Raw genomic sequence first — 18,148 nt, 5'->3', positions numbered from 1 at the left:
GGAGCCGCCCATGTCGATCGACATTGATACCGCCCGCCGGGTTGCCAAGCTCGCCCGCATCCGCGTCGAGGAAGACGCGCTTCCCGCGCTCGCCTCGGAATTCAACGCTGTGCTCGGCTTCATCGAACAGCTTTCCGAAGTGGATGTCGAGGGCGTCGAACCGATGACCTCCGTCACGCCGATGCGCCTCAAACGCCGCAAGGACGGGGTCACGGATGGCGAGATGCAGGAGAAGATTCTCGCGAATGCGCCCGATGCGCGTGAGGGCTTCTTTGCGGTTCCGAAGGTGGTTGAATAATGTCTGATCTCAATAAACTCACGCTCTCCGCCGCCCGCGACGGGCTACGCAATGGCGATTACACCTCTGTCGAGCTGACAGAAGCCTGCCTCACCGCCATCGAAGGTGCGGGCGTTCTGAACGCCTTTGTCCACAACACGCCCGAGATCGCGCGCGAACAGGCAAAAGCCGCCGATGCCCGTCTTGCCGCCGGCGACGCCCCCGCCATGTGCGGTCTGCCGATCGGGATCAAGGACCTGTTCGCGACGAAACACGTCCCGACGCAGGCGGCCTCCGCAATTCTCGAAGGGTTCAAGCCCGAATACGAGTCGACCGTAACCTCGAAACTGTTCGATGCGGGCGCGGTTATGCTGGGCAAGCTCAACATGGACGAGTTTGCCATGGGGTCCTCGAACGAGACCTCGACCTATGGCGACGTCATCAGCCCGTGGCGTCGTGGCAATGAAGATACGCCGCTCACGCCGGGCGGCTCCTCGGGTGGTTCCGCCGCCGCCGTTTCCGCCGATCTCTGCCTTGCCGCCACTGGCACGGACACCGGCGGCTCGATCCGCCAGCCCGCCGCCTTCACCGGCATCGTCGGCATCAAACCGACCTATGGCCGTTGCTCGCGCTGGGGCATCGTGGCCTTTGCCTCCTCGCTCGATCAGGCCGGTCCGATGACCAAATCCGTACGCGATGCGGCGATCATGCTGGAGACCATGTGCGGCCACGACATGAAGGACAGTACCTCCGCCGACCTGCCGGTTCCGAATTTCGAGGCCATGCTGACGGGCGACATCCGCGGCAAGAAAATCGGTATCCCGAAAGAATACCGCCTCGACGGCACGCCGGATGAAATCGTTAAGCTTTGGGACGATGGCGCGGAGATGCTCAAGGATGCAGGCGCGGAGATCGTCGATATCTCGCTGCCGCACACCAAATACGCCCTGCCGACCTACTACGTCATCGCGCCTGCCGAGGCCTCTTCGAACCTCGCGCGTTATGACGGGGTGCGTTACGGCCACCGCGCCACGCTCGCCGAGGGCGAAGGCATCAACGAGATGTACGAGAAAACCCGCGCCGAAGGGTTTGGCAAGGAAGTGCAGCGCCGCGTGATGGTCGGCACCTATGTGCTCTCCGCCGGGTTCTATGACGCCTATTACAACAAGGCGCGCAAGGTGCGCACACTGATCAAGCGCGACTTCGAGGATGTGTTCGCGCAGGGCGTGGACGCGATCCTGACGCCCGCCACGCCGTCCCCGGCCTTCGGTCTGGGCGAGGTCTCCGACAGCGACCCGATCCAGATGTATCTCAACGACGTCTTCACCGTGACGGTGAACCTCGCGGGGCTTCCGGGGATTTCGGTTCCGGCCGGGCTGTCCGCCACCGGTCTGCCGCTTGGGCTTCAGCTTATCGGCAAGCCGTGGGAAGAGGGCGATTTGCTGAATATCGCACATTCGCTTGAGGGCGCGGCGGGCTTTGTTTCCAAGCCTGAAAAATGGTGGTAAGGGACAGTTTGACTGACCCTTACGGAGCTTCGCGATGCGTCGTGCCTCTTTTGTGCTGATCTCACTGGCCGCTCTGGCCGCCTGCCAAACCGCCGTGCCCGACAGTGGCGCGGGGGTGGGCTTTGGCTCCTATGCCGAGTATCAGGCCCAGCGAGAGGCCGAACTCATTGCCAACGGCGAAGGCACGAGCCGCGTTTCTGGAGCGACCTCTGGGCTCGATACGCAGGCGATCTCGAACGAGGCGCTTGAAGGTATCGCCGCAGCGGAAAGTGGGGCGACCACGCCTGCAAACGCCAGTACGCCGGTCGCAGCGACGTCAACGCCTTCTTCGACAGCCACCCCCTCGGCGGTCTCGAACGCCATGGGGATTTCCGCGGAAAACAGCTTCGATGCGGTCGCCTCCGAACGCTCCATCGAAGAGGACAAGGCCTTTGTCGAGGCCAACAAGGAAGCCTATGTCACGATCCAGCCGACCAACCTGCCGTCACGACCGGTGTCGGACGCCGGGACGATCGTGGAATTCGCGCTTTCGACCACGAATACCGTCGGTCAGGCGCTCTATTCCCGGTTGATCCCCGGCGCGGATGCGCGTGCGGCGCGCAACTGTGCGAAATACGCCTCTCCTGATCTGGCGCAGGAATATTTCCTGAAAAACGGCGGTCCGGAGAAAAATCCGCAGGGTCTTGACCCGGATGGCGATGGCTTTGCCTGTAGCTGGGACCCGGCCCCCTTCCGTCTGGCCGCCAAAGCGCGCCAGTAATACGGCTATGGCTTTGATGATCCACGATCAGCCCTCTCCGAACTTCGGGGAACGGCGTGACGGTGCGCGGCCCGATCTCGTGGTGATTCATTATACGGCGATGCCCTCCGCCGATGAGGCATTGGAACGGCTGTGTAACCCGGAGCATGAGGTTTCCGCGCACTACCTGATTTGCGAACAGGGCCGGGTTTTCCGCCTCGTCGATGAGGGGATGCGCGCCTGGCATGCAGGCGCCGGGCAATGGGGCGAAGTGACGGATGTGAACTCCCGCTCCATCGGCATCGAGCTGGCCAATCCCGGCACCGCGCCCTTCGCGGCCGCTCAGATGGACGCTTTGGAGCTTTTGCTCGCGGATATTCTCGATCGTCATGCAATTCCGCCGGAGCGCGTCATCGGCCATTCCGACATGGCACCCGAACGCAAAATCGACCCCGGCCCGCGGTTCGACTGGAAAAGGCTCGGTTTGCAGGGATTGTCCGTGTTTCCACCGGTTTCGGATGAAATTACGCCCAATGAGGTTCGATTTGTGCAGGATTTACGCGCCTTCGGCTACCCGGAAACGCCGCTTGAAGCGCTTCTCCCGGCGTTTCGCAGCCGCTTTCGTCCACGCCACCACGGCCCGCTCGACGGGCGCGACATGGCGCTTGCCCGCGATCTTGCCACCCGCTTTCCCATTGACCGCCAGGGCCCGACCGCCTAAGTCGCATTCCGACGCGGATGGCCGGATAATCGCCGCTTCCCTTATGGGGAGGGGAGGAAAGTCCGGACTCCCTTGAGCAACGGTGCCGGGTAACGCCCGGCGGGGGCAACCCCAGGGACAGCGCCACAGAGAACAGACCGCCCCGCACGTCGGGGTAAGGGTGAAACGGTGGGGTAAGAGCCCACCGCGGGACGGGCAACCGGACCGGCACGGCAAGCCCCACCGGGAGCAATGCCAAATAGGGGTTTCGCGCGGGGTCGGGTGCGCAAGCAGACCGCCCGCAGGGTCGCTCAAGCCCGAGAAACCCGGGTTGGCAGCTTGAGCCGTCTGGCAACAGGCGGCCTAGAGGAATGGTTATCGAAGGGGCGCAAGCCTCGGAACAGAATCCGGCTTACAGGCCGTCCGCGTCGTATTTACTTCTGACCAGTGAAGGGGTTTTGCCCCTCTTGACCTTTGGCCAATTCACCCGAGGATATTTGGAGACAAAAGAAAGCGCGGGTTTTGCCCTGTTGGCAGAGCGCCTGTTTCGTCGCACTATGCGGGGAGAATTTGTCAGCATGAGGGAGTTTCCCCAATGAGTTTCGTTAAGACCCTGACCACGCTCGCGATCGGCTTTGCCGCAGCGAAAGGTGTCGAAAAAGTTAAAAAAATGGGGGGTATGGAAGGCGTACGCGAAGCGATGCGCCAGTCCGGTGCGCCCGGAAGCATGGCCGATCAGATGGGACAGATGGCGGAGAAGTTCGGTTTTCCCGGTGGCGCCGAAGCGGTCCGCGACATGATGGGCAAGATGGGCAATCAGGCTGCGGATATGTCGGAGGCGACCGAGGCGGGGCTCGGTTCGCTGTTCTCCGCAATGTCGGGGGCGGCGGCGACGGGGATGACTTCGATGTCGGATATGTTCGAATCCGTGACAAAAGGCACGGCGGTGGGCGCAGCTTCGGAAGAGAACGCCAGGCTGATGATCCGCGCGATGATCATGGCGGCGAAGGCCGATGGGGAGATCGACGCCGAAGAGCGCACGAAAATCCTCGATCAGTTGAGCGATGCGTCCGAGGAAGAGATCGCTTTCGTGCAGGCCGAGCTGGACGCACCGGTCGACCCGATGGCGCTTGCGAAAGACGCGGGCACCATGGCGGCGGCGCAGGTCTATGCGGCGGCATTGATGGCGATTTCTGTGGACACAGAGGGTGAGAAAACCTTCCTCAAGGGGCTGGCGCAATCTCTGATGCTGGATGAGGCGAAACAGGCGGAGATTCATCAGTCGATGGGCAAGCCGGTGATTTGAATTTCACGCGATCTGGATAAAGAAGGGCGGCCCTCTGGCCGCCCTTTTGCGTCACGCAGGCTGTTCGGCGCGACGTTCCTGATGCAACAGGTAAAAAGAGGCCGAGAGGATCAGCGCCGCCCCGAGCCACATGGAGCCCGGCGGGACAAAGCCGAAAGCGAGTACGCCGAAACCGACGTTGAGGGGTAGTTTCAGGTGATCGAAGGGCTGCAAATAGGCGGCATCGGCGACCGTATAGGCCTTGGCGATGGCATATTGCGCCAGTGCGGTCAAAAGTCCGGCTGCAATCAGGATCAGCGCGGTTGTCCCGCCGCTGAACGCCACCCCCTCGCTCAGGGCCAGAACGAAGTTCACCGGGCTGAGGAGCAAAAGCAGATAGACCGTGAGGCTCTCCGGGCTTTCGCTGCGGGTGAGGTGCTTGGTCACGAGCGAGGTGATCGCCCAGAACAGTGCCGCGCCCACCGGGTAAAGTGCATAGAGTGAAAACGCGTCTGACCAGGGGGAGAGGATGATCATGCCGCCGATGAACCCGGCGGTGACGGCGAGCCAGCGGGCTGCACCGGTCTCCTCGCCGAGGAACAGCCCCGCACCGAAAGTCACGAAGAAGGGTGAGAGCATGATGAGGGCAATCGCCTGCCAGATCGGCACATGGGCGAGGCCCGCGATCCAGAGTTGCACCCCGACCACGCCCGCACCGACGCGAGTGAGATGCAGGGCGACATGCCCGGTTTTCATCGCGGAGAGGCCGTGACGGATCACCCATGGCAGGGAAAACAGCAAGGCGATGGCATATTGCCAGAAGGCCATACGCGAGGGCGGCACATGCAACATCATCGTGGCGTATTGGGTGAGAAGGTTGATGATGGCAAACAGGATACCTGCCGCGATCATCAGAAGAGCGCCGGAACGGGCCGGGCCGAGATTTGTCATAAGAGTCATGTGTCGTCCTTTCATCGCACATAACTCAAGGCACGAGGGCAGGCGCTCGCGTTCGGAAAAGCCCGGTCGCGGTCCTGTCATCTCTCTTTCATCCGGACTGTGACCGTCGGCTCCGGGATCGCACCGGATCTGCTGTCCAAGCGTATCCTGAAAGGATGCGCGAGCGCTCGCGGGCTGATCGGGGCAGGCTCCGAAACGAAGCTCCCGAAACACCGCCGGTGGGGAATTTCACCCCGCCCTGAGAGGTTGTGCGGCCTCATTGACCGCCCGATCCGTTTAGGGGCAAAGGCGGAACTGCGCAATCGCCCAGAGATGCAGGGCCAATGTGCGGTGTTTTTGACTGGCGCTCGCCGTGGTTTTCTGAGAAAAGCCCATTGACTCGGAGGCCCAAAGGCTTAAAAGGCGGGCTTCAAGGATTCCACGGGTTGGCCCGACCGCCCGTCGCACGAGATAACTGGAGTAACGAAAATGGCGAAGCCGACGACGATCAAAATCCGTCTCAACTCGACCGCGGACACGGGCCACTTCTACGTGACCAAAAAGAACGCCCGCACCATGACCGAAAAGATGGTCGTAAAGAAATACGACCCGGTCGCGCGCAAGCACGTCGAGTATAAAGAAGGCAAGATCAAGTAAGACCTTCTTGAATACCGGAACAGGCAAGCCGCGTGACCCGAGAGGGAAGCGCGGTTTTTCTTTGACCGGCCCCTCTCTCCCGCGGATCAGGTTTACACCATCCAACAAAGGAGAGAACAGATGTTCGGATGTTATGACGATGACTTCAGAGAGCCGGAGCGGCCTGACAGCTCCTGCTCGTTCCCTTCGAGCCTGAGCGAAGCTCTGGCGGTGGGCGCGCAGGAGATTCGCAAGAGCGTGCCCTTCACCGTGCGAGCCGCCATGCCGGCCGATACCGCGGAGATCGACGCGCTCTTTCGTGCCTCCTACGGTCAGCTTCTGAAACAGCATTACGCAGCCGCCATTCTGGATGCCGCCTTGCCGGCGCTGTTGCATACCTCTCCGAGGTTGTTGAACTCCGGCACGTTCTTTGTGGCTGAGACCGGCGGGGGCGAGATCATCGCGGCGGGGGGCTGGACGCAGGCGACGCCCTTTGGCGGGGTCGGTCCGCGTGAGATCGGTCACATGCGCCGGGTCGCAGTGCATCCGGATCACGTGCGGTGTGGCATCGGTTCGGTTTTGCTGGAGCATATCCTTGAGAATGCGCGACTGACGGGAGTGGAGCGGATGTGCTGCCTCTCGACCCTCACGGCGCGTGAGTTCTACGAGGCTCACGGGTTCGTGGCCTCGGGGGATGTCGATCTGGCGCTGAAGCCGGGGGTTTACCTGCCTGCGATCCAGATGGCGCGCGATCTGGTTTAACGGCTCAGGCGATGGCCATAAGCACGGCGCCGGTCGAAATGAGGCCGACGCCGACCCATCCCAGCGGACTCAGTTCCTCGCCCAGCACAAGCGCCGCGAGGATCGCCACGAAGACCACGGAGAGCTTGTCGACCGGAGCGACCTGCGAAGCCTTGCCAATTTGCAGCGCGCGGAAATAGCAGACCCAGGACGCGCCGGTCATCATACCGGAGAGAACGAGGAAGCCCGCGCCTTTCGGGCTGATCTTGGACAGTGGCTCGATGTCGCCAAGCGACCATGCGAAGAGGCCTGAGGCGAGAAACACCACGCCGGTGCGCAGGAAGGTGGCGAAGTTGGAGTTGATCTCCGATACTCCGACCTTTGCGGTGATCGCGGTCAGGGCCGCGAAAAGCGCGGAGAGCAGGGCCCAGAATTGCCAGTTGTCAGTCATGTCTCATGCTCCAAAAGAAAAGGGCCGGTCGAAACCGGCCCTTCAATATGTCGGATCATGCCCGGATCACTCGCGATTGCCAAGGAATTGCAGCAGGAACATGAAGAGGTTGATGAAATCGAGGTAGAGGTTCAGTGCCCCCATGATTGCCGATTTCGCCAGCCACTCACCGTCCATCGCATGTGCATGGGCAATGTAATCGGTTTTGATGCGCTGCGTGTCATAGGCGGTCAGACCCGCAAACAACAGCACGCCGATGGCGGAGATCGCAAACTCAAGACCGGTGGACTTGAGGAAGATGTTCACGATCGAGGCGAGGATCAGGCCGATCACACCCATGATCAGGAAGGACCCCCAGCCGGAGATGTCTTTCTTCGTGGTGTAGCCCCAGAGCGACAGGCCCGCGAAAGCACCGGCGGTCACGAGGAAGGTCTGGGTGATGGAAATCCCGGTGAACACCAGGAAGATCGAGCTGATCGACAGGCCCATCAGCGCCGCATAGGCGTAGAAATAGGTCTGCGCGGCAGCGGCCGAGAGACGGTTGATCACCGCACCGAAGCCGAAGACCATGGCGAGCGGTGCGAACATGATCACCCATTTCAGCGGTGAGACATAAAGCGCATAGCCGAAGCTCGACAGGTATTCGCCCGCGCCGATCTGATATTCGGTCGGGGTCGAGGTCACGGCAAGGTTGGAGAGCGCCCATGCGGCAAGCGCAGTCACCAGAAGGCCTACGGACATGGTGCCGTAGACCTTGTTCATATGGGCGCGAAGGCCGGCGTCGATCTCAGCCGAGCGTGCGCCGACACCAGCGTGGATCGTTCTGTAGTCAGCCATTGAATGTTGTCTCCTGTGCGTCGAAATCCCTGTGCCTCCGCGACATGCGGAGGTGTCCCTTTCGATATTGGCAGGCCGGGGGCGGATTTCAACCCATGCGGGGCAGGAAACGATCTGTTTTTGTCAGCTATGTCTGATTTGTGGGAAAACCGGGAAAAGATCGGAAAACCAATGAAAAACCGCGATGCAGGGGCGCATCGCGGTCAGGTTTGTCGGGGCAGGTGCGAGGAGGCGGGACAAGCTGTCGCGGTCATGTGATCCGGGTCACTTGGTCCAGTGACGCGGCGCATCCCAGACCGGGCGCTGGCTTTCGGCGCGGACCTCTTCGCGGGTCAGTCCGATGTCGTCGAGCAACGCGTCGTCGAGCGCGGCGAGGGCGCGACGCTGGCGGGCGATCTCGCGGGCGGCCATGAAGCGGGAAAACAGGGAGGGCGCGCGACGCGCGCCGGAGAGGCGGGGCAGGGTCAGGATGGGCATCGTGTCGTCCTTAACAAATAGTGAATTCTGATAGGGAATGAATCATTTCCCTTGATATGTATCGCCGATCATGATCAATAAGTGAAATGAATGATTGTTGAATAACACATCACAGGACATGATATGCCGCGCAATCTCGATCTCACTGCCCTGCGCTCCTTCGTCACCGTTGCCGATTGCGGTGGGGTCACTCGTGCGGCGGGGACGCTGAACCTGACGCAATCCGCCGTCTCCATGCAGCTCAAGCGGCTGGAGGAAAGCCTCGACGTGCGGTTACTGGACCGCAGTGCGCGCAAGATTGCGCTGACCGCACCGGGGGAGCAGCTTTTATCCTACGCGCGGCGGATGCTGGAACTGAACGACGAGGCGTTCAGCCGCCTGACTGCCACGGAATTCGAGGGCGAGATCGTGCTCGGCGTGCCGCATGACATCGTTTACCCGTCGATCCCGCTGGTGCTGCAACATTTCCATGCCGATTATCCGCGGATGCGGGTCAATCTCGAATCCTCCTTCACCATGCAGCTCAAGGAGAAATTCGCCCGTGGAGATTGCGACATGATCCTGACCACGGAGGACGATCTGGACGCGGGTGGCGAGACGCTGGTCGAACTGCCACTGGTGTGGATCGGGGCGCCGAACGGTTCGGCTTGGCGACAACGCCCGCTCCGTCTTGCGTTTGAGCACCGTTGCATCTTTCGCAAGGGTGTGCAGGAGGCGCTGGACCGGGCAGGCATCCCTTGGGAGGTGTCGATTGAAAGCGACCAGTCCCGCACCATCGAGGCGTCCGTGTCGGCCGATCTCGCGGTGCATGTGATGCTGGAGAACACCGCGCCGCCCTATTCGGAACCGATCCAGCATGGCGGGGCTTTGCCGGAACTCGCCTCGAAAAAGATCAACTTCTATATGTCGGAACAGATGAAGGGCGAGGCGGCGGAACGCCTGCGTGACCTGATCCGGCAGGCATATCGCAGTCACGGGAGTGCAAGGATCGCGGCGCAGTAGGGGAGGTGCGGCGAATGGCGGGAATGAGGCCATGTTGTGCTTTGAGAAGGCAGCGGAGGGAGCTATCTCGGGAGAATGGAAAAAGTAATCGCATTAATAAACAAAGCTACGTTTGAAATCCAGAAGTTGGTTGATCTGAAATATGCGAAGGTCAGCGGTCTCACCAAACCTGATAGTCCTTTGAATCAAGTTAACCTACTGGGTGGAGACAAGATTGTGCGTGATTACTTGGATCATGGTGAAATCGGCCTAGCCTTGGATCATCTGAACTACATGGTTGAGGAAACAGGTATACAGTTGCCCCCAGACTTACGGGCGACATTAGCCGAAATATCAGGACGTATCTCGTAGTCGGTTTTTGACCAACGGCAACTTTGTCCGCAAAGCAGTCCTTCGCATCACTGAAGCAGATACTTTCCACTCTCTCTTTCCCTCAATCGTCTGATGTCTGGCTTGCTCGCGCCCCTTCGCGTGCCGACCGTCCATTTCGGCCTTTTTCACGGTTCCAGAACGACCTTCCCCGTCGCCTGTCTTGTGCGGATCAGATCGAGCGCGTTCTCGAACTGTTCCAAAGGCAGGCGGTGGGAGATATGCGGTTTGATCCGGCCCTGTGCCGCCCAGTCGAAGAGCGTGGCCAGAGAGGCGCGCAGGGGGGCGGGGTTGAAGTTGAGATAAGCGCCCCAGTAAAACCCGATGGCGGTGATGTTCTTCACCAGCATATGGTTCGGTTTCATCTTCGGCAGTTCGCCGCCCGCAAATCCGATCAAAAGGATGCGCCCGTCCGGGTTGGTGGCGCGGAAACAGGCCTCGTATAAAGGTTCGCCCACCGCGTCATAGACCACATCGGCACCGCCCAGAGCCTTGATCTGCTCGCGAATGTCGGTGGCCTCCGCGTCGATCAGGTGATCGGCGCCTGCGGCTTGGGCAATGGCCAGCTTGTCGGCGCCGCGGGCGATGGCGATCACTTCGGCGCCCATCAGCTTGCCGATTTCCACCGCCGTGAGGCCCACACCGCCCGCCGCCCCGGTGACCACAAGGCGCTCGCCCGGTTGCAGCCGGGCCTTGTAGTCCAAGGCCATATGCGAGGTGCCGTATGCGATCTGAAGCGCTGCCGCTTCGGCAAATCCCAGGCCCTCGGGGATTGGAATGCAGCGCCCGGCGGAGAAATTCCCGGCCTCCGCCAGTCCGCCCTGACCGGAATAGACCGCGACACGCTGGCCGGGTTCGAACCCTTCGACACCTTCGCCAAGCGCTTCGACCTCGCCCGCAAGTTCGAGACCCAGCGTGAAAGGCGGCTCCGGCGTGTCTTGGTACCGGCCCTTGCACATCAGTGTATCGGCAAAGTTCAGCGCGCCTGCCCGGATTGCCACGCGCACCTCGCCCGGTGCGGGAGGTGCGAGCGGTATGTCGGCAAGGATAGGTGGCTGATCGAAATCTGTGATGCGACAGGCGCGGATGGTCTGTGAGGGGCGGGGCTGGCTCTGTGTCATGGCGCAATTTGTGGCGATTGCAGGCGTCTCTGTCCATGCGAAAGGTGTCGGAGGCGAGTCGATTTTAACCGATTCCGTGTGTTTGGAAGGGATGTTTCGAATGGAAGTATTATTGCAAAACGCAATTAATGATCAAAAAACACGCGCAGGTTTAGTGGGGCCTTGACCGCGCCAGATCGTCACAGGGGGGTATTTCCGCTATTTCTTCCCCTCAAAATCTCATTTTTACAGCTATTTGGGGGAGTATGGTCAAATCCTGCCCAAAAAGACAGGTTGAGACATCAGGCCGGTCCTAAGAAACGTGTTATACACGCATAGGTTAAGGGCGTGCAGCACGATACAAGGAGCGGTCAGTATGAAACATCCCGTGGATGTCCATGTGGGAAAGCGGATTCGCCATCGTCGGTGGATGGTCGGCATGACGCAGCAACAGCTTGCGGAAAAGGTCGGGATCAAGTTCCAGCAGATCCAGAAATATGAAACCGGGATGAACCGAGTGTCCGCATCCCGGCTTTGGGATATTGCCGAGGCGCTTTCTGTTCCTGTGGCGTTCTTTTTCGAAGGGATGGACATGCCCATGGCGGCACAGGTTGCCCCGGATTGCGAGGAAGGTTCCGTTCCGGCCGATATTCTGGCCGACAAGGAAGCGCTCGAACTGGTGCGCTCTTATTACGCGATCCCGGAAAACCAGCGTCGTCGTCTGTTCGAACTGGCACGCGTGCTCTCTGACGTCGCCTGAACCGCTCCGATCTGCCAGACCCGGCCCCCGCGTCATCGACGCCGGGGCCGTTTCTTTTTTGGGCAGATGTGCAGGTTGGGGTGCTGGAACGGGGGCGCCTCGCTTGACCCACCGGGGCAGAGGGTCTACCGCGAAAGGGCCGCGCAGCCGGTGCGCAAGAGAGGCCAGAGGCAGGAGAGACCATGACAGCGTCAGAGTTGAGCGCAGAGGTGCGCGCGGAGATCATCGCAACGGCGACGGCGGCGGCAGAGGCGGCGCGTGAGATCACGCTCCGGTATTTCCGGGGCGCGGCTCTTGGTACGGAATCCAAGAAGGAGGCCGGGTTCGATCCGGTGACGGTCGCCGACCGCAGTTCTGAGCAGGCGATGCGCAAAGTGATCGAAGAGCGTCGTCCCGAGGATGGCATCATCGGCGAGGAATTCGGCCCCAAAGAGGGCACGTCGGGCCTCACCTGGGTGCTCGATCCGATTGACGGCACGCGCGGCTTTATCTCAGGTACGCCGACCTGGGGGGTGTTGATCGCTGTGCGCAATGCGAACACTGTGCTCTATGGCGTCATCGACCAGCCTTATATCGGCGAGCGCTTCGTCGGTGGTCTGGGCACCGCCACGCTGACCGGCCCGCAACGCACAAGCATTCTGGCGGTGCGCAAAGGTGTGGCGCTGGAAGAGGCGGTGATCTTCTCGACCTTCCCCGAAGTGGGCAGCGAGGTGGAGGGCAAGGCATTTCACGATCTGGCTGCCCGCTGCAAACTCACCCGATATGGCATGGATTGCTATGCCTATGCGCTTCTGGCCGCCGGTCAGATCGACCTCGTGGTCGAGGCGGGGCTGCAAAGCTATGACATCCTCGCCCCCATCGGGGTGATCGAGGCGGCAGGCGGTATCGTCACCGACTGGAAGGGCAAACCGGTGCTCGAAGGCGGGCGAGTGCTCGCGGCGGCCAGCAAAGAGTTGCATGAGGCGGCATTGGCGGTACTGTCGACATATTGAGCCCGCCGGAGGCGCCGGCGGCCCTTCAGGGAGGCCCCGATGCACCACTGTTTCCTGATCCGGAATGCGGATGTCGTCCTGACCATGGATGATGCGCGGCGAGAGATCAAAGGTGGCGATATCCTTGTCCGGGACGGGGTGATCGAAGCGGTCGGGCAGGGGCTTTACGACGACGATGCGCAGATCGTTGACGCGCGCGGCTGCCTCGTCACGCCGGGGCTCGTCAACACGCATCACCATCTCTACCAGACCCTGACCCGCGCGGTGCCGGGCGCGCAGGATGCGCTGTTGTTCGGCTGGCTCAGGACACTTTACCCGATCTGGGCCAGGTTCGGCCCGGAGCATATGCGAATTTCTGCGCTGGTGGGGCTGGCGGAACTGGCGCTGTCGGGCTGTTCCACGACCTCGGATCACCTCTATCTCTACCCGAACGGCGCACGGCTTGACGATACGATCGAGGCGGCGCGGGCGATCGGGCTGCGGCTTCACGCGACGCGCGGTTCGATGTCCATCGGCGAAAGCCTTGGCGGTCTGCCGCCGGACAGTCTTGTGGAGCGCGAAGAGGACATTCTCAACGATTGTATCCGGGTGATCGACGCCTTCCATGATCCGAACCCCGGTGCGATGATCCGTGTGGGCGTCGCGCCCTGTTCGCCGTTTTCCGTATCGCGAGAGCTGATGCGCAACAGCGCCATCCTCGCCCGTGACAAGGGCGTTATGATGCATACCCATCTGGCGGAGAATGACGAGGATATTGCCTACAGCCTCGAAAAATTCGGGATGCGGCCCGGTCAATATGCCGAGGAACTGGGCTGGACCGGGCCGGACGTATGGCACGCCCATTGTGTGATGCTCGACCGGGAAGAAATCTCCCTCTTCGCCCGGACCCGGACCGGCGTGGCGCATTGTCCCTGCTCGAATTGCCGCCTTGGCTCCGGCATCGCCCCAGTCCGCCCGATGCGGGACGCGGGCGTCAAGGTGGGTCTCGGCGTCGACGGTTCGGCCTCGAACGACACCGGCAACCTGATCATGGAGGCGCGCACCGGCATGCTGTTGCAGCGGGTGCATTACGGTGCCGACAAGATGAGCCCGCGCGAGATGCTGGAGATTGCGACGCGCGGGGGCGCGGAGGTTCTGGGGCGCGATGACATCGGCAGTCTTGCCCCCGGCAAACGCGCGGATATCGCGGTCTGGGATATGTCGGATGTGGAAGCGGCCGGAAGCTGGGACCCGGCGGCGCTTTTGCTCGCGGGGCCGATGATCGTGAAGGACCTGTTCGTCGAGGGGCGCCATGTGGTCGCCGACAGTTGGGTGACGACCATCGACATGGCCGGGACACTCGCGCGGCAAAAGGCGCTGGCGCTGGGTTTGAGAGACAGTTGAGACGCAAAGGGATCGAAGGAATGAAACATAAGACAATGCGGGCAGGTGTTCTGATGTTTGGGGCGCTGGCTCTTGTAGCCTGTGGGCCGGAGACCGGCGCGGGCTTTGGCGCGATCACCCCGGTAACAACGGCCGCGACTGCCACGCCGGGTGCGATGGAACAGGAGGCGCAGATTATCGCCCTGATCAACGCCGAACGTGCGAGACAGGGGCGCAGCCCGTTGAGTTACAACGCAGCACTCACCACGGCGGCGCAGTGGCATACGGGTGATCTGGCGGCGCGAAACGGTCTCTCGCACACCGGCAGGAACGGCTCCACCGTCGGTGATCGGGTTCGGGCGGCGGGTTATTCTTATTGTTACGTGTCCGAGAACCTGTCGGTCGGCTATCCGAGCGCACAGCAGGCGGTTCAGGGCTGGATGCAATCGAAAGGCCACCGCGCCAATCTTCTGAATGGCGAGGTGCAGGACGTGGGCATTGGCATCGGGCCGAACAACCTGTTCGTGGCTGTGTTTGCCAAACCCTGTCGCTGATCAGAGCGCTGCGCGTTCGCCCATGACGTAGGAGGCGATGATCGCCCGGTCGTCGCCCATCATGATGGTCGGAAACACTTCTTCCCAGATCGTTTCCGCGCGGATCGCACGTTGAGCGATGGCGGGGGTGGAGGCGAGGTCTATGACGGCGAAATCCGCCTCCATGCCCGGTGCGATGGCGCCGATCTTGTCCTGCATATGCAGGGCTTCGGCGGAGCCATAGGTGGCAAGCCACAAAAGCTGTGCCGGGTGGATTGCGGTATGGGTGAGCTGGCCGATCTCATAGGTTGCCGCCATGGTGCGCAACATCGAGAAAGACGACCCGCCGCCTGTATCGGTGGCAAGGCCGACGCGAAACCCTTCGCCCTTGCGCGCGCCCATGTCGAAAAGACCCGAGCCGATGAAGGTGTTGGACGTCGGGCAGTGGATCAGCGAACAATCCATCGCCTTGAGATGGGCGATCTCGCGTGGCTCCAGATGGATCGCATGGCCGAAAAGTGCGCCCTCACGCACCAGCCCGAATTGCTCATACGTATCGAGGTAATCGCGTGCGTCGGGGTAAAGCCCCTTGACCCATTCGATCTCGTCGAGCTGTTCCGACAGATGCGTCTGCATCAGACAGTCCGGATATTCGGCCCAGAGCCGCCCCAGAGCGTCGAGTTGTTCCGGCGTCGAGGTGGGCGAGAAGCGTGGTGTGATCGCATAGGTGGCCCGACCGTTGCCGTGCCAGCGACCGATGAGGGCCTTGCTCTCGTCATAGGCCGCCTTTGCCGTGTCGCGCAGGAAGTCGGGCGCGGTGTCGCGATCCATGCAGGTCTTGCCCGCCACGATCCGCATGCTCCGGTCCTCGGCGGCCTGAAACAGCGCCTCGACCGAACCGGGATGGATCGTGCAGAACGACGTGACCGTGGTGGTGCCATTGGCCAGAAGCAGGTCAAGATAGCGCCCTGCGATGTCGTGGGCATAGGCGGGATCGGCGAATTTTGCCTCCTCCGGGAAGGTGTAGGTGTTGAGCCAGTCAATGAGCCGTTTACCCCAGCTCGCGATCATTGCGGTTTGCGGATAATGGGCATGGGCGTCGATGAACCCCGGAACGATCAGCGCCGGGCCATGGTCGAAGAACTCGGCCTCGTGGTGTTTGGCGCGCATGTGATCGCGCCCCCCGATCGAGACGACATGCCCGTCCCGGATCAGGATCGCCGCATCGGACAGCACCTGAACGGCTTCTTCGGCGGGAATCTCGAAAGGGTTGCCGTGATAGGTGACGACCTGTCCTGCAATCAGCTTGTCCATCGGGGTCCTTTTGATTAACCGCTCTTAACCTCAGGGGCAGATTAGGCGCTGGAAAGGGCAAGGTAAATCAATCTTGCCCCTGTTTCTCGCAGGCAAGCTGTCATAAGGTCGCCGGTGACGAGCAAACGGGCAGGGCATGGTCGAAGAAGACGCGGATATCACAGAGAAGGCCGAACTCGAAGAAGATGGCTATTCGTTGAGCGCCAGGGTGCTCAGCGCCATTCTTTATGCGGTCGATACCGGAGACCGGGCGAAGCTGATCGAGCTGATGGAACCGCTGCATGCGGCCGACATCGCCGACATGCTCGAACAGGTGAACGCCTATGACCGGCGGCGGCTGATTCTGCTCTATGGCGAGGAATTCGACGGGGAGATCCTGTCGGAACTCGATGAGGGCATCCGCGATGAGGTGATCCATGTCCTCAGGCCCGAGGTTCTGGCCGAAGCGGTCCGGGACATGGAGTCGGACGACGTCGTGGACCTTGTCGAGGACCTTGATGAGGCCGCGCAGGAGGCGATCCTTGCAAGCCTTGAGGATGCCGACCGGGTCGCGGTCGAGAAATCCCTGTCCTACCCGGAGTTCTCCGCCGGGCGTCTGATGCAGCGCGAGGTTGTCATGGGGCCCGAGCACTGGACCGTCGGGCAGGCCATCGACTTCATGCGCGAGGCCGAGGAGCTTCCGGAAGATTTCTACCACATGGTGCTGATCGACCCGAAAATGCACCCGGTGGGACATGTGACGCTGGGCAAGATCCTTGGCGCGCCGCGCAGCCAGCCCTTGATCGAGCTTCTGGAACCGGGGTTTCGCACCTTTCGCGTCGATGAGAGCGAAACCGACGTGGCCTATGCGTTCAACCAGTATCACATGATTTCCGCCCCCGTGGTGGACGAAAACGACCGTGTCGTCGGGGTGATCACCATCGACGACGCGATGAACGTGCTCGACGAGGAACATGAAGAGGACATCATGCGACTTGCCGGTGTGGGCGAGGGCTCTCTTGCCGACCGGGTGAGCGACACGGTGAAACAGCGGCTTCCGTGGTTGGCGGTGAACCTCGTGACGGCGATCCTTGCGTCCATGGTGATCGCGCAGTTCGAAGATACCATCGCGCGGTTCGTGGCGCTCGCCGTGTTGATGCCCATCGTGGCCTCCATGGGTGGCAATGCGGGCACACAGGCGCTGACGGTGGCGGTGCGCGCCATCGCGACGCGCGACCTCACGGGAGCGAACGTCTGGCGCGTGATCCGACGCGAGGTGCTTGTGGGGCTGGCCAACGGGCTGGTCTTTGCCGTGATCATGGGGGCGGTTGGGATTTTGTGGTTCGGCTCTCCGGCGCTAGGCGCGGTGATCGGTGCGGCTATGGTGATCAATCTGGTGATTGCGGGGCTGGCGGGGATCGGGGTGCCCGTCCTTCTCGAACGCGTGGGGGTCGACCCGGCTCTGGCCTCGGGCGCCTTCGTGACCACGGTGACGGATGTTGTGGGTTTCTTTGCTTTTCTTGGTTTGGCGGGTGTGGTGCTGTTGTGAACAATATTCAGGATGTGAAGGCGCAGATGCGTCGGCAGGCGAGAGAGGTGCGTGATCGCGCCCATGCGCGGGGCATGGGGGCCGCCGAACAGGCTTCGAAACTGCTTCTGGGCTTTCTGACCCCGCATCGGGGCAAGGTGACGGCGGGCTATATGCCTCTGGGCAGTGAGATCGACCCACGCCCGGCGATGACAGTGCTGCACGGGCGCGGCCCGGTCGCCGTCCCGGTGGTGGAGGCAAAAGCGCACCCCCTGCGGTTCGACCGCTGGACGCCGGAGTTCGCGATGGTCGAAGGAGCGTTCGGCGCGCTGATCCCGGAACGTTCGGAGCCGGTGGTGCCCGAGGTGGTGATCGTGCCGATGCTGGCCTTCAACCGTGCGGGGCATCGTCTGGGCTATGGTGGCGGGTTCTATGACCGCACTCTGGCGATGTTGCGCGCGCGTGGCCCGGTTTTCGCCGTGGGGTTGGTCTATGCCGCGCAGGAACTGCCGAACTTGCCCGTCGAGCCGACCGATGCGCCGCTTGATGCAATCGTGACCGAGCGCGAAGTGCTTACGTTTTAGAATGCGCGACGTGCTCACCTTTTGAGAGAGAACAC

General features: G+C 61.7%; 22 protein-coding genes, 1 other RNA gene and 1 riboswitch. Of the genes, 17 read left to right on the top strand and 6 right to left on the bottom strand.

Annotation, left to right across the window (positions count from 1 at the left end; genetic code table 11):
• The first annotated feature begins 10 nt into the window (after positions 1 to 10).
• From gatC to C8N42_RS00195, 6 genes are all read left to right on the top strand, one after another.
• Positions 11 to 298, top strand: coding sequence for an Asp-tRNA(Asn)/Glu-tRNA(Gln) amidotransferase subunit GatC (gatC, locus tag C8N42_RS00220; RefSeq protein WP_107814535.1), 288 nt, complete (start codon positions 11 to 13; stop codon positions 296 to 298).
• Positions 298 to 1,785 carry an Asp-tRNA(Asn)/Glu-tRNA(Gln) amidotransferase subunit GatA gene (gene gatA, locus C8N42_RS00215; RefSeq protein ID WP_107814534.1) on the top strand — a complete coding sequence of 496 codons (1,488 nt, stop codon included), beginning with the start codon at positions 298 to 300 and terminating at the stop codon, positions 1,783 to 1,785. The genes gatC and gatA overlap by 1 nt, the downstream gene beginning before the upstream one ends.
• Positions 1,786 to 1,819: 34 nt before the next feature.
• The gene (locus tag C8N42_RS00210; RefSeq protein ID WP_107814533.1) at positions 1,820 to 2,545 is read left to right on the top strand and encodes a hypothetical protein; all 726 of its coding nucleotides are present in this window, start codon (positions 1,820 to 1,822) and stop codon (positions 2,543 to 2,545) included.
• Positions 2,546 to 2,552: 7 nt separating this feature from the next.
• Complete coding sequence (locus C8N42_RS00205) at positions 2,553 to 3,245, top strand: N-acetylmuramoyl-L-alanine amidase (protein ID WP_425430503.1); 693 nt, start codon at positions 2,553 to 2,555, stop codon at positions 3,243 to 3,245.
• A gap of 13 nt (positions 3,246 to 3,258) precedes the next feature.
• Positions 3,259 to 3,655: RNase P RNA component class A (gene rnpB / locus C8N42_RS00200), an RNA gene on the top strand.
• 164 nt (positions 3,656 to 3,819) lie between these two features.
• Positions 3,820 to 4,530 carry a DUF533 domain-containing protein gene (locus C8N42_RS00195; protein ID WP_107814531.1) on the top strand — a complete coding sequence of 237 codons (711 nt, stop codon included), beginning with the start codon at positions 3,820 to 3,822 and terminating at the stop codon, positions 4,528 to 4,530.
• 51 nt (positions 4,531 to 4,581) lie between these two features.
• Here the strand turns inward: C8N42_RS00195 and C8N42_RS00190 are convergent, their stop codons facing one another.
• Positions 4,582 to 5,469 (bottom strand): DMT family transporter, encoded by an 888-nt coding sequence (locus C8N42_RS00190; RefSeq protein WP_107814530.1) that lies wholly within the window; start codon positions 5,467 to 5,469, stop codon positions 4,582 to 4,584.
• Between the two features lie 76 nt (positions 5,470 to 5,545).
• A riboswitch (FMN riboswitch) is annotated at positions 5,546 to 5,719 on the bottom strand.
• A 218-nt stretch (positions 5,720 to 5,937) separates the two neighbouring features.
• Between C8N42_RS00190 and rpmG the strand changes: the two genes are divergently transcribed.
• Both rpmG and C8N42_RS00180 read left to right on the top strand, forming a co-directional pair.
• Complete coding sequence (rpmG, locus tag C8N42_RS00185; protein WP_009572866.1) at positions 5,938 to 6,105, top strand: 50S ribosomal protein L33; 168 nt, start codon at positions 5,938 to 5,940, stop codon at positions 6,103 to 6,105.
• 120 nt (positions 6,106 to 6,225) lie between these two features.
• Positions 6,226 to 6,846: a GNAT family N-acetyltransferase gene (locus C8N42_RS00180; RefSeq protein WP_107814529.1), complete on the top strand. Its 621-nt coding sequence runs from the start codon at positions 6,226 to 6,228 to the stop codon at positions 6,844 to 6,846.
• Between the two features lie 4 nt (positions 6,847 to 6,850).
• Here C8N42_RS00180 and C8N42_RS00175 read toward each other — a convergent pair whose 3' ends face one another.
• From C8N42_RS00175 to C8N42_RS00165, 3 genes are all read right to left on the bottom strand, one after another.
• Entirely contained in the window at positions 6,851 to 7,276 is a 426-nt protein-coding gene (locus tag C8N42_RS00175) for an EamA family transporter (protein WP_107814528.1), read from the bottom strand.
• 66 nt (positions 7,277 to 7,342) lie between these two features.
• The gene (locus tag C8N42_RS00170) at positions 7,343 to 8,113 is read right to left on the bottom strand and encodes a Bax inhibitor-1/YccA family protein (protein WP_107814527.1); all 771 of its coding nucleotides are present in this window, start codon (positions 8,111 to 8,113) and stop codon (positions 7,343 to 7,345) included.
• A 264-nt stretch (positions 8,114 to 8,377) separates the two neighbouring features.
• Positions 8,378 to 8,590 (bottom strand): YjiS-like domain-containing protein, encoded by a 213-nt coding sequence (locus C8N42_RS00165; RefSeq protein WP_245889925.1) that lies wholly within the window; start codon positions 8,588 to 8,590, stop codon positions 8,378 to 8,380.
• A gap of 123 nt (positions 8,591 to 8,713) precedes the next feature.
• Here C8N42_RS00165 and C8N42_RS00160 point away from each other — a divergent pair, with 123 nt between their 5' ends.
• Positions 8,714 to 9,592 carry a LysR family transcriptional regulator gene (locus C8N42_RS00160; protein ID WP_107814526.1) on the top strand — a complete coding sequence of 293 codons (879 nt, stop codon included), beginning with the start codon at positions 8,714 to 8,716 and terminating at the stop codon, positions 9,590 to 9,592.
• 75 nt (positions 9,593 to 9,667) lie between these two features.
• Positions 9,668 to 9,943, top strand: coding sequence for a hypothetical protein (locus C8N42_RS00155; protein WP_107814525.1), 276 nt, complete (start codon positions 9,668 to 9,670; stop codon positions 9,941 to 9,943).
• Between the two features lie 146 nt (positions 9,944 to 10,089).
• On the opposite strand, the gene C8N42_RS00150 is transcribed toward C8N42_RS00155, so the two are convergent.
• Entirely contained in the window at positions 10,090 to 11,049 is a 960-nt protein-coding gene (locus C8N42_RS00150) for an NADPH:quinone oxidoreductase family protein (RefSeq protein ID WP_425430508.1), read from the bottom strand.
• A gap of 31 nt (positions 11,050 to 11,080) precedes the next feature.
• On the opposite strand from C8N42_RS00150, the gene C8N42_RS21455 reads away from it, so the two are divergent.
• The 5 genes from C8N42_RS21455 (at position 11,081) to C8N42_RS00130 (ending at position 14,729) form a co-directional block, all read left to right on the top strand.
• Entirely contained in the window at positions 11,081 to 11,248 is a 168-nt protein-coding gene (locus C8N42_RS21455; protein ID WP_170109148.1) for a hypothetical protein, read from the top strand.
• Positions 11,249 to 11,437: 189 nt separating this feature from the next.
• Entirely contained in the window at positions 11,438 to 11,821 is a 384-nt protein-coding gene (locus C8N42_RS00145) for a helix-turn-helix domain-containing protein (RefSeq protein WP_107814523.1), read from the top strand.
• Positions 11,822 to 12,003: 182 nt separating this feature from the next.
• The gene (hisN, locus tag C8N42_RS00140; RefSeq protein ID WP_107814522.1) at positions 12,004 to 12,813 is read left to right on the top strand and encodes a histidinol-phosphatase; all 810 of its coding nucleotides are present in this window, start codon (positions 12,004 to 12,006) and stop codon (positions 12,811 to 12,813) included.
• Between the two features lie 39 nt (positions 12,814 to 12,852).
• Entirely contained in the window at positions 12,853 to 14,196 is a 1,344-nt protein-coding gene (locus C8N42_RS00135) for an 8-oxoguanine deaminase (RefSeq protein WP_107814521.1), read from the top strand.
• 20 nt (positions 14,197 to 14,216) lie between these two features.
• Positions 14,217 to 14,729 (top strand): CAP domain-containing protein, encoded by a 513-nt coding sequence (locus C8N42_RS00130; protein WP_107814520.1) that lies wholly within the window; start codon positions 14,217 to 14,219, stop codon positions 14,727 to 14,729.
• On the opposite strand, the gene guaD is transcribed toward C8N42_RS00130, so the two are convergent.
• Positions 14,730 to 16,022: a guanine deaminase gene (gene guaD, locus C8N42_RS00125; protein WP_107814519.1), complete on the bottom strand. Its 1,293-nt coding sequence runs from the start codon at positions 16,020 to 16,022 to the stop codon at positions 14,730 to 14,732.
• Between the two features lie 136 nt (positions 16,023 to 16,158).
• On the opposite strand from guaD, the gene mgtE reads away from it, so the two are divergent.
• Both mgtE and C8N42_RS00115 read left to right on the top strand, forming a co-directional pair.
• On the top strand, positions 16,159 to 17,550 hold the full coding sequence (gene mgtE / locus C8N42_RS00120) for a magnesium transporter (protein ID WP_107814518.1): 1,392 nt from the start codon (positions 16,159 to 16,161) through the stop codon (positions 17,548 to 17,550).
• A gap of 26 nt (positions 17,551 to 17,576) precedes the next feature.
• The gene (locus tag C8N42_RS00115; protein ID WP_107815030.1) at positions 17,577 to 18,113 is read left to right on the top strand and encodes a 5-formyltetrahydrofolate cyclo-ligase; all 537 of its coding nucleotides are present in this window, start codon (positions 17,577 to 17,579) and stop codon (positions 18,111 to 18,113) included.
• Positions 18,114 to 18,148 lie beyond the last annotated feature (35 nt).

Origin of the sequence: Celeribacter persicus, assembly GCF_003050785.1 — a bacterium.
GTDB classification, from domain to species: Bacteria; Pseudomonadota; Alphaproteobacteria; order Rhodobacterales; family Rhodobacteraceae; genus Celeribacter; species Celeribacter persicus.
Note: the sequence above shows the minus strand (reverse complement) of the source record. Positions and strands in the feature narration are given on the sequence as shown.

Bases quoted from the DNA above. Each gene is read 5' to 3' on its own strand.
- mgtE (WP_107814518.1), top strand. From the start codon at position 16,159: ATGGTCGAAGAAGACGCGGATATCACAGAGAAGGCCGAACTCGAAGAA.
- C8N42_RS00115 (WP_107815030.1), top strand. From the start codon at position 17,577: ATGCGTCGGCAGGCGAGAGAGGTGCGTGATCGCGCCCATGCGCGGGGC.
- C8N42_RS00170 (WP_107814527.1), bottom strand. From the start codon at position 8,113: ATGGCTGACTACAGAACGATCCACGCTGGTGTCGGCGCACGCTCGGCT.
- C8N42_RS00195 (WP_107814531.1), top strand. From the start codon at position 3,820: ATGAGTTTCGTTAAGACCCTGACCACGCTCGCGATCGGCTTTGCCGCA.
- C8N42_RS00190 (WP_107814530.1), bottom strand. From the start codon at position 5,469: ATGACTCTTATGACAAATCTCGGCCCGGCCCGTTCCGGCGCTCTTCTG.
- gatC (WP_107814535.1), top strand. From the start codon at position 11: ATGTCGATCGACATTGATACCGCCCGCCGGGTTGCCAAGCTCGCCCGC.
- C8N42_RS00160 (WP_107814526.1), top strand. From the start codon at position 8,714: ATGCCGCGCAATCTCGATCTCACTGCCCTGCGCTCCTTCGTCACCGTT.
- rpmG (WP_009572866.1), top strand. From the start codon at position 5,938: ATGGCGAAGCCGACGACGATCAAAATCCGTCTCAACTCGACCGCGGAC.
- C8N42_RS00130 (WP_107814520.1), top strand. From the start codon at position 14,217: ATGAAACATAAGACAATGCGGGCAGGTGTTCTGATGTTTGGGGCGCTG.
- C8N42_RS00165 (WP_245889925.1), bottom strand. From the start codon at position 8,590: ATGCCCATCCTGACCCTGCCCCGCCTCTCCGGCGCGCGTCGCGCGCCC.
- C8N42_RS21455 (WP_170109148.1), top strand. From the start codon at position 11,081: ATGGCGCAATTTGTGGCGATTGCAGGCGTCTCTGTCCATGCGAAAGGT.
- C8N42_RS00205 (WP_425430503.1), top strand. From the start codon at position 2,553: ATGGCTTTGATGATCCACGATCAGCCCTCTCCGAACTTCGGGGAACGG.
- hisN (WP_107814522.1), top strand. From the start codon at position 12,004: ATGACAGCGTCAGAGTTGAGCGCAGAGGTGCGCGCGGAGATCATCGCA.
- C8N42_RS00135 (WP_107814521.1), top strand. From the start codon at position 12,853: ATGCACCACTGTTTCCTGATCCGGAATGCGGATGTCGTCCTGACCATG.
- C8N42_RS00210 (WP_107814533.1), top strand. From the start codon at position 1,820: ATGCGTCGTGCCTCTTTTGTGCTGATCTCACTGGCCGCTCTGGCCGCC.
- C8N42_RS00175 (WP_107814528.1), bottom strand. From the start codon at position 7,276: ATGACTGACAACTGGCAATTCTGGGCCCTGCTCTCCGCGCTTTTCGCG.
- C8N42_RS00155 (WP_107814525.1), top strand. From the start codon at position 9,668: ATGGAAAAAGTAATCGCATTAATAAACAAAGCTACGTTTGAAATCCAG.
- guaD (WP_107814519.1), bottom strand. From the start codon at position 16,022: ATGGACAAGCTGATTGCAGGACAGGTCGTCACCTATCACGGCAACCCT.
- C8N42_RS00145 (WP_107814523.1), top strand. From the start codon at position 11,438: ATGAAACATCCCGTGGATGTCCATGTGGGAAAGCGGATTCGCCATCGT.
- C8N42_RS00180 (WP_107814529.1), top strand. From the start codon at position 6,226: ATGTTCGGATGTTATGACGATGACTTCAGAGAGCCGGAGCGGCCTGAC.
- gatA (WP_107814534.1), top strand. From the start codon at position 298: ATGTCTGATCTCAATAAACTCACGCTCTCCGCCGCCCGCGACGGGCTA.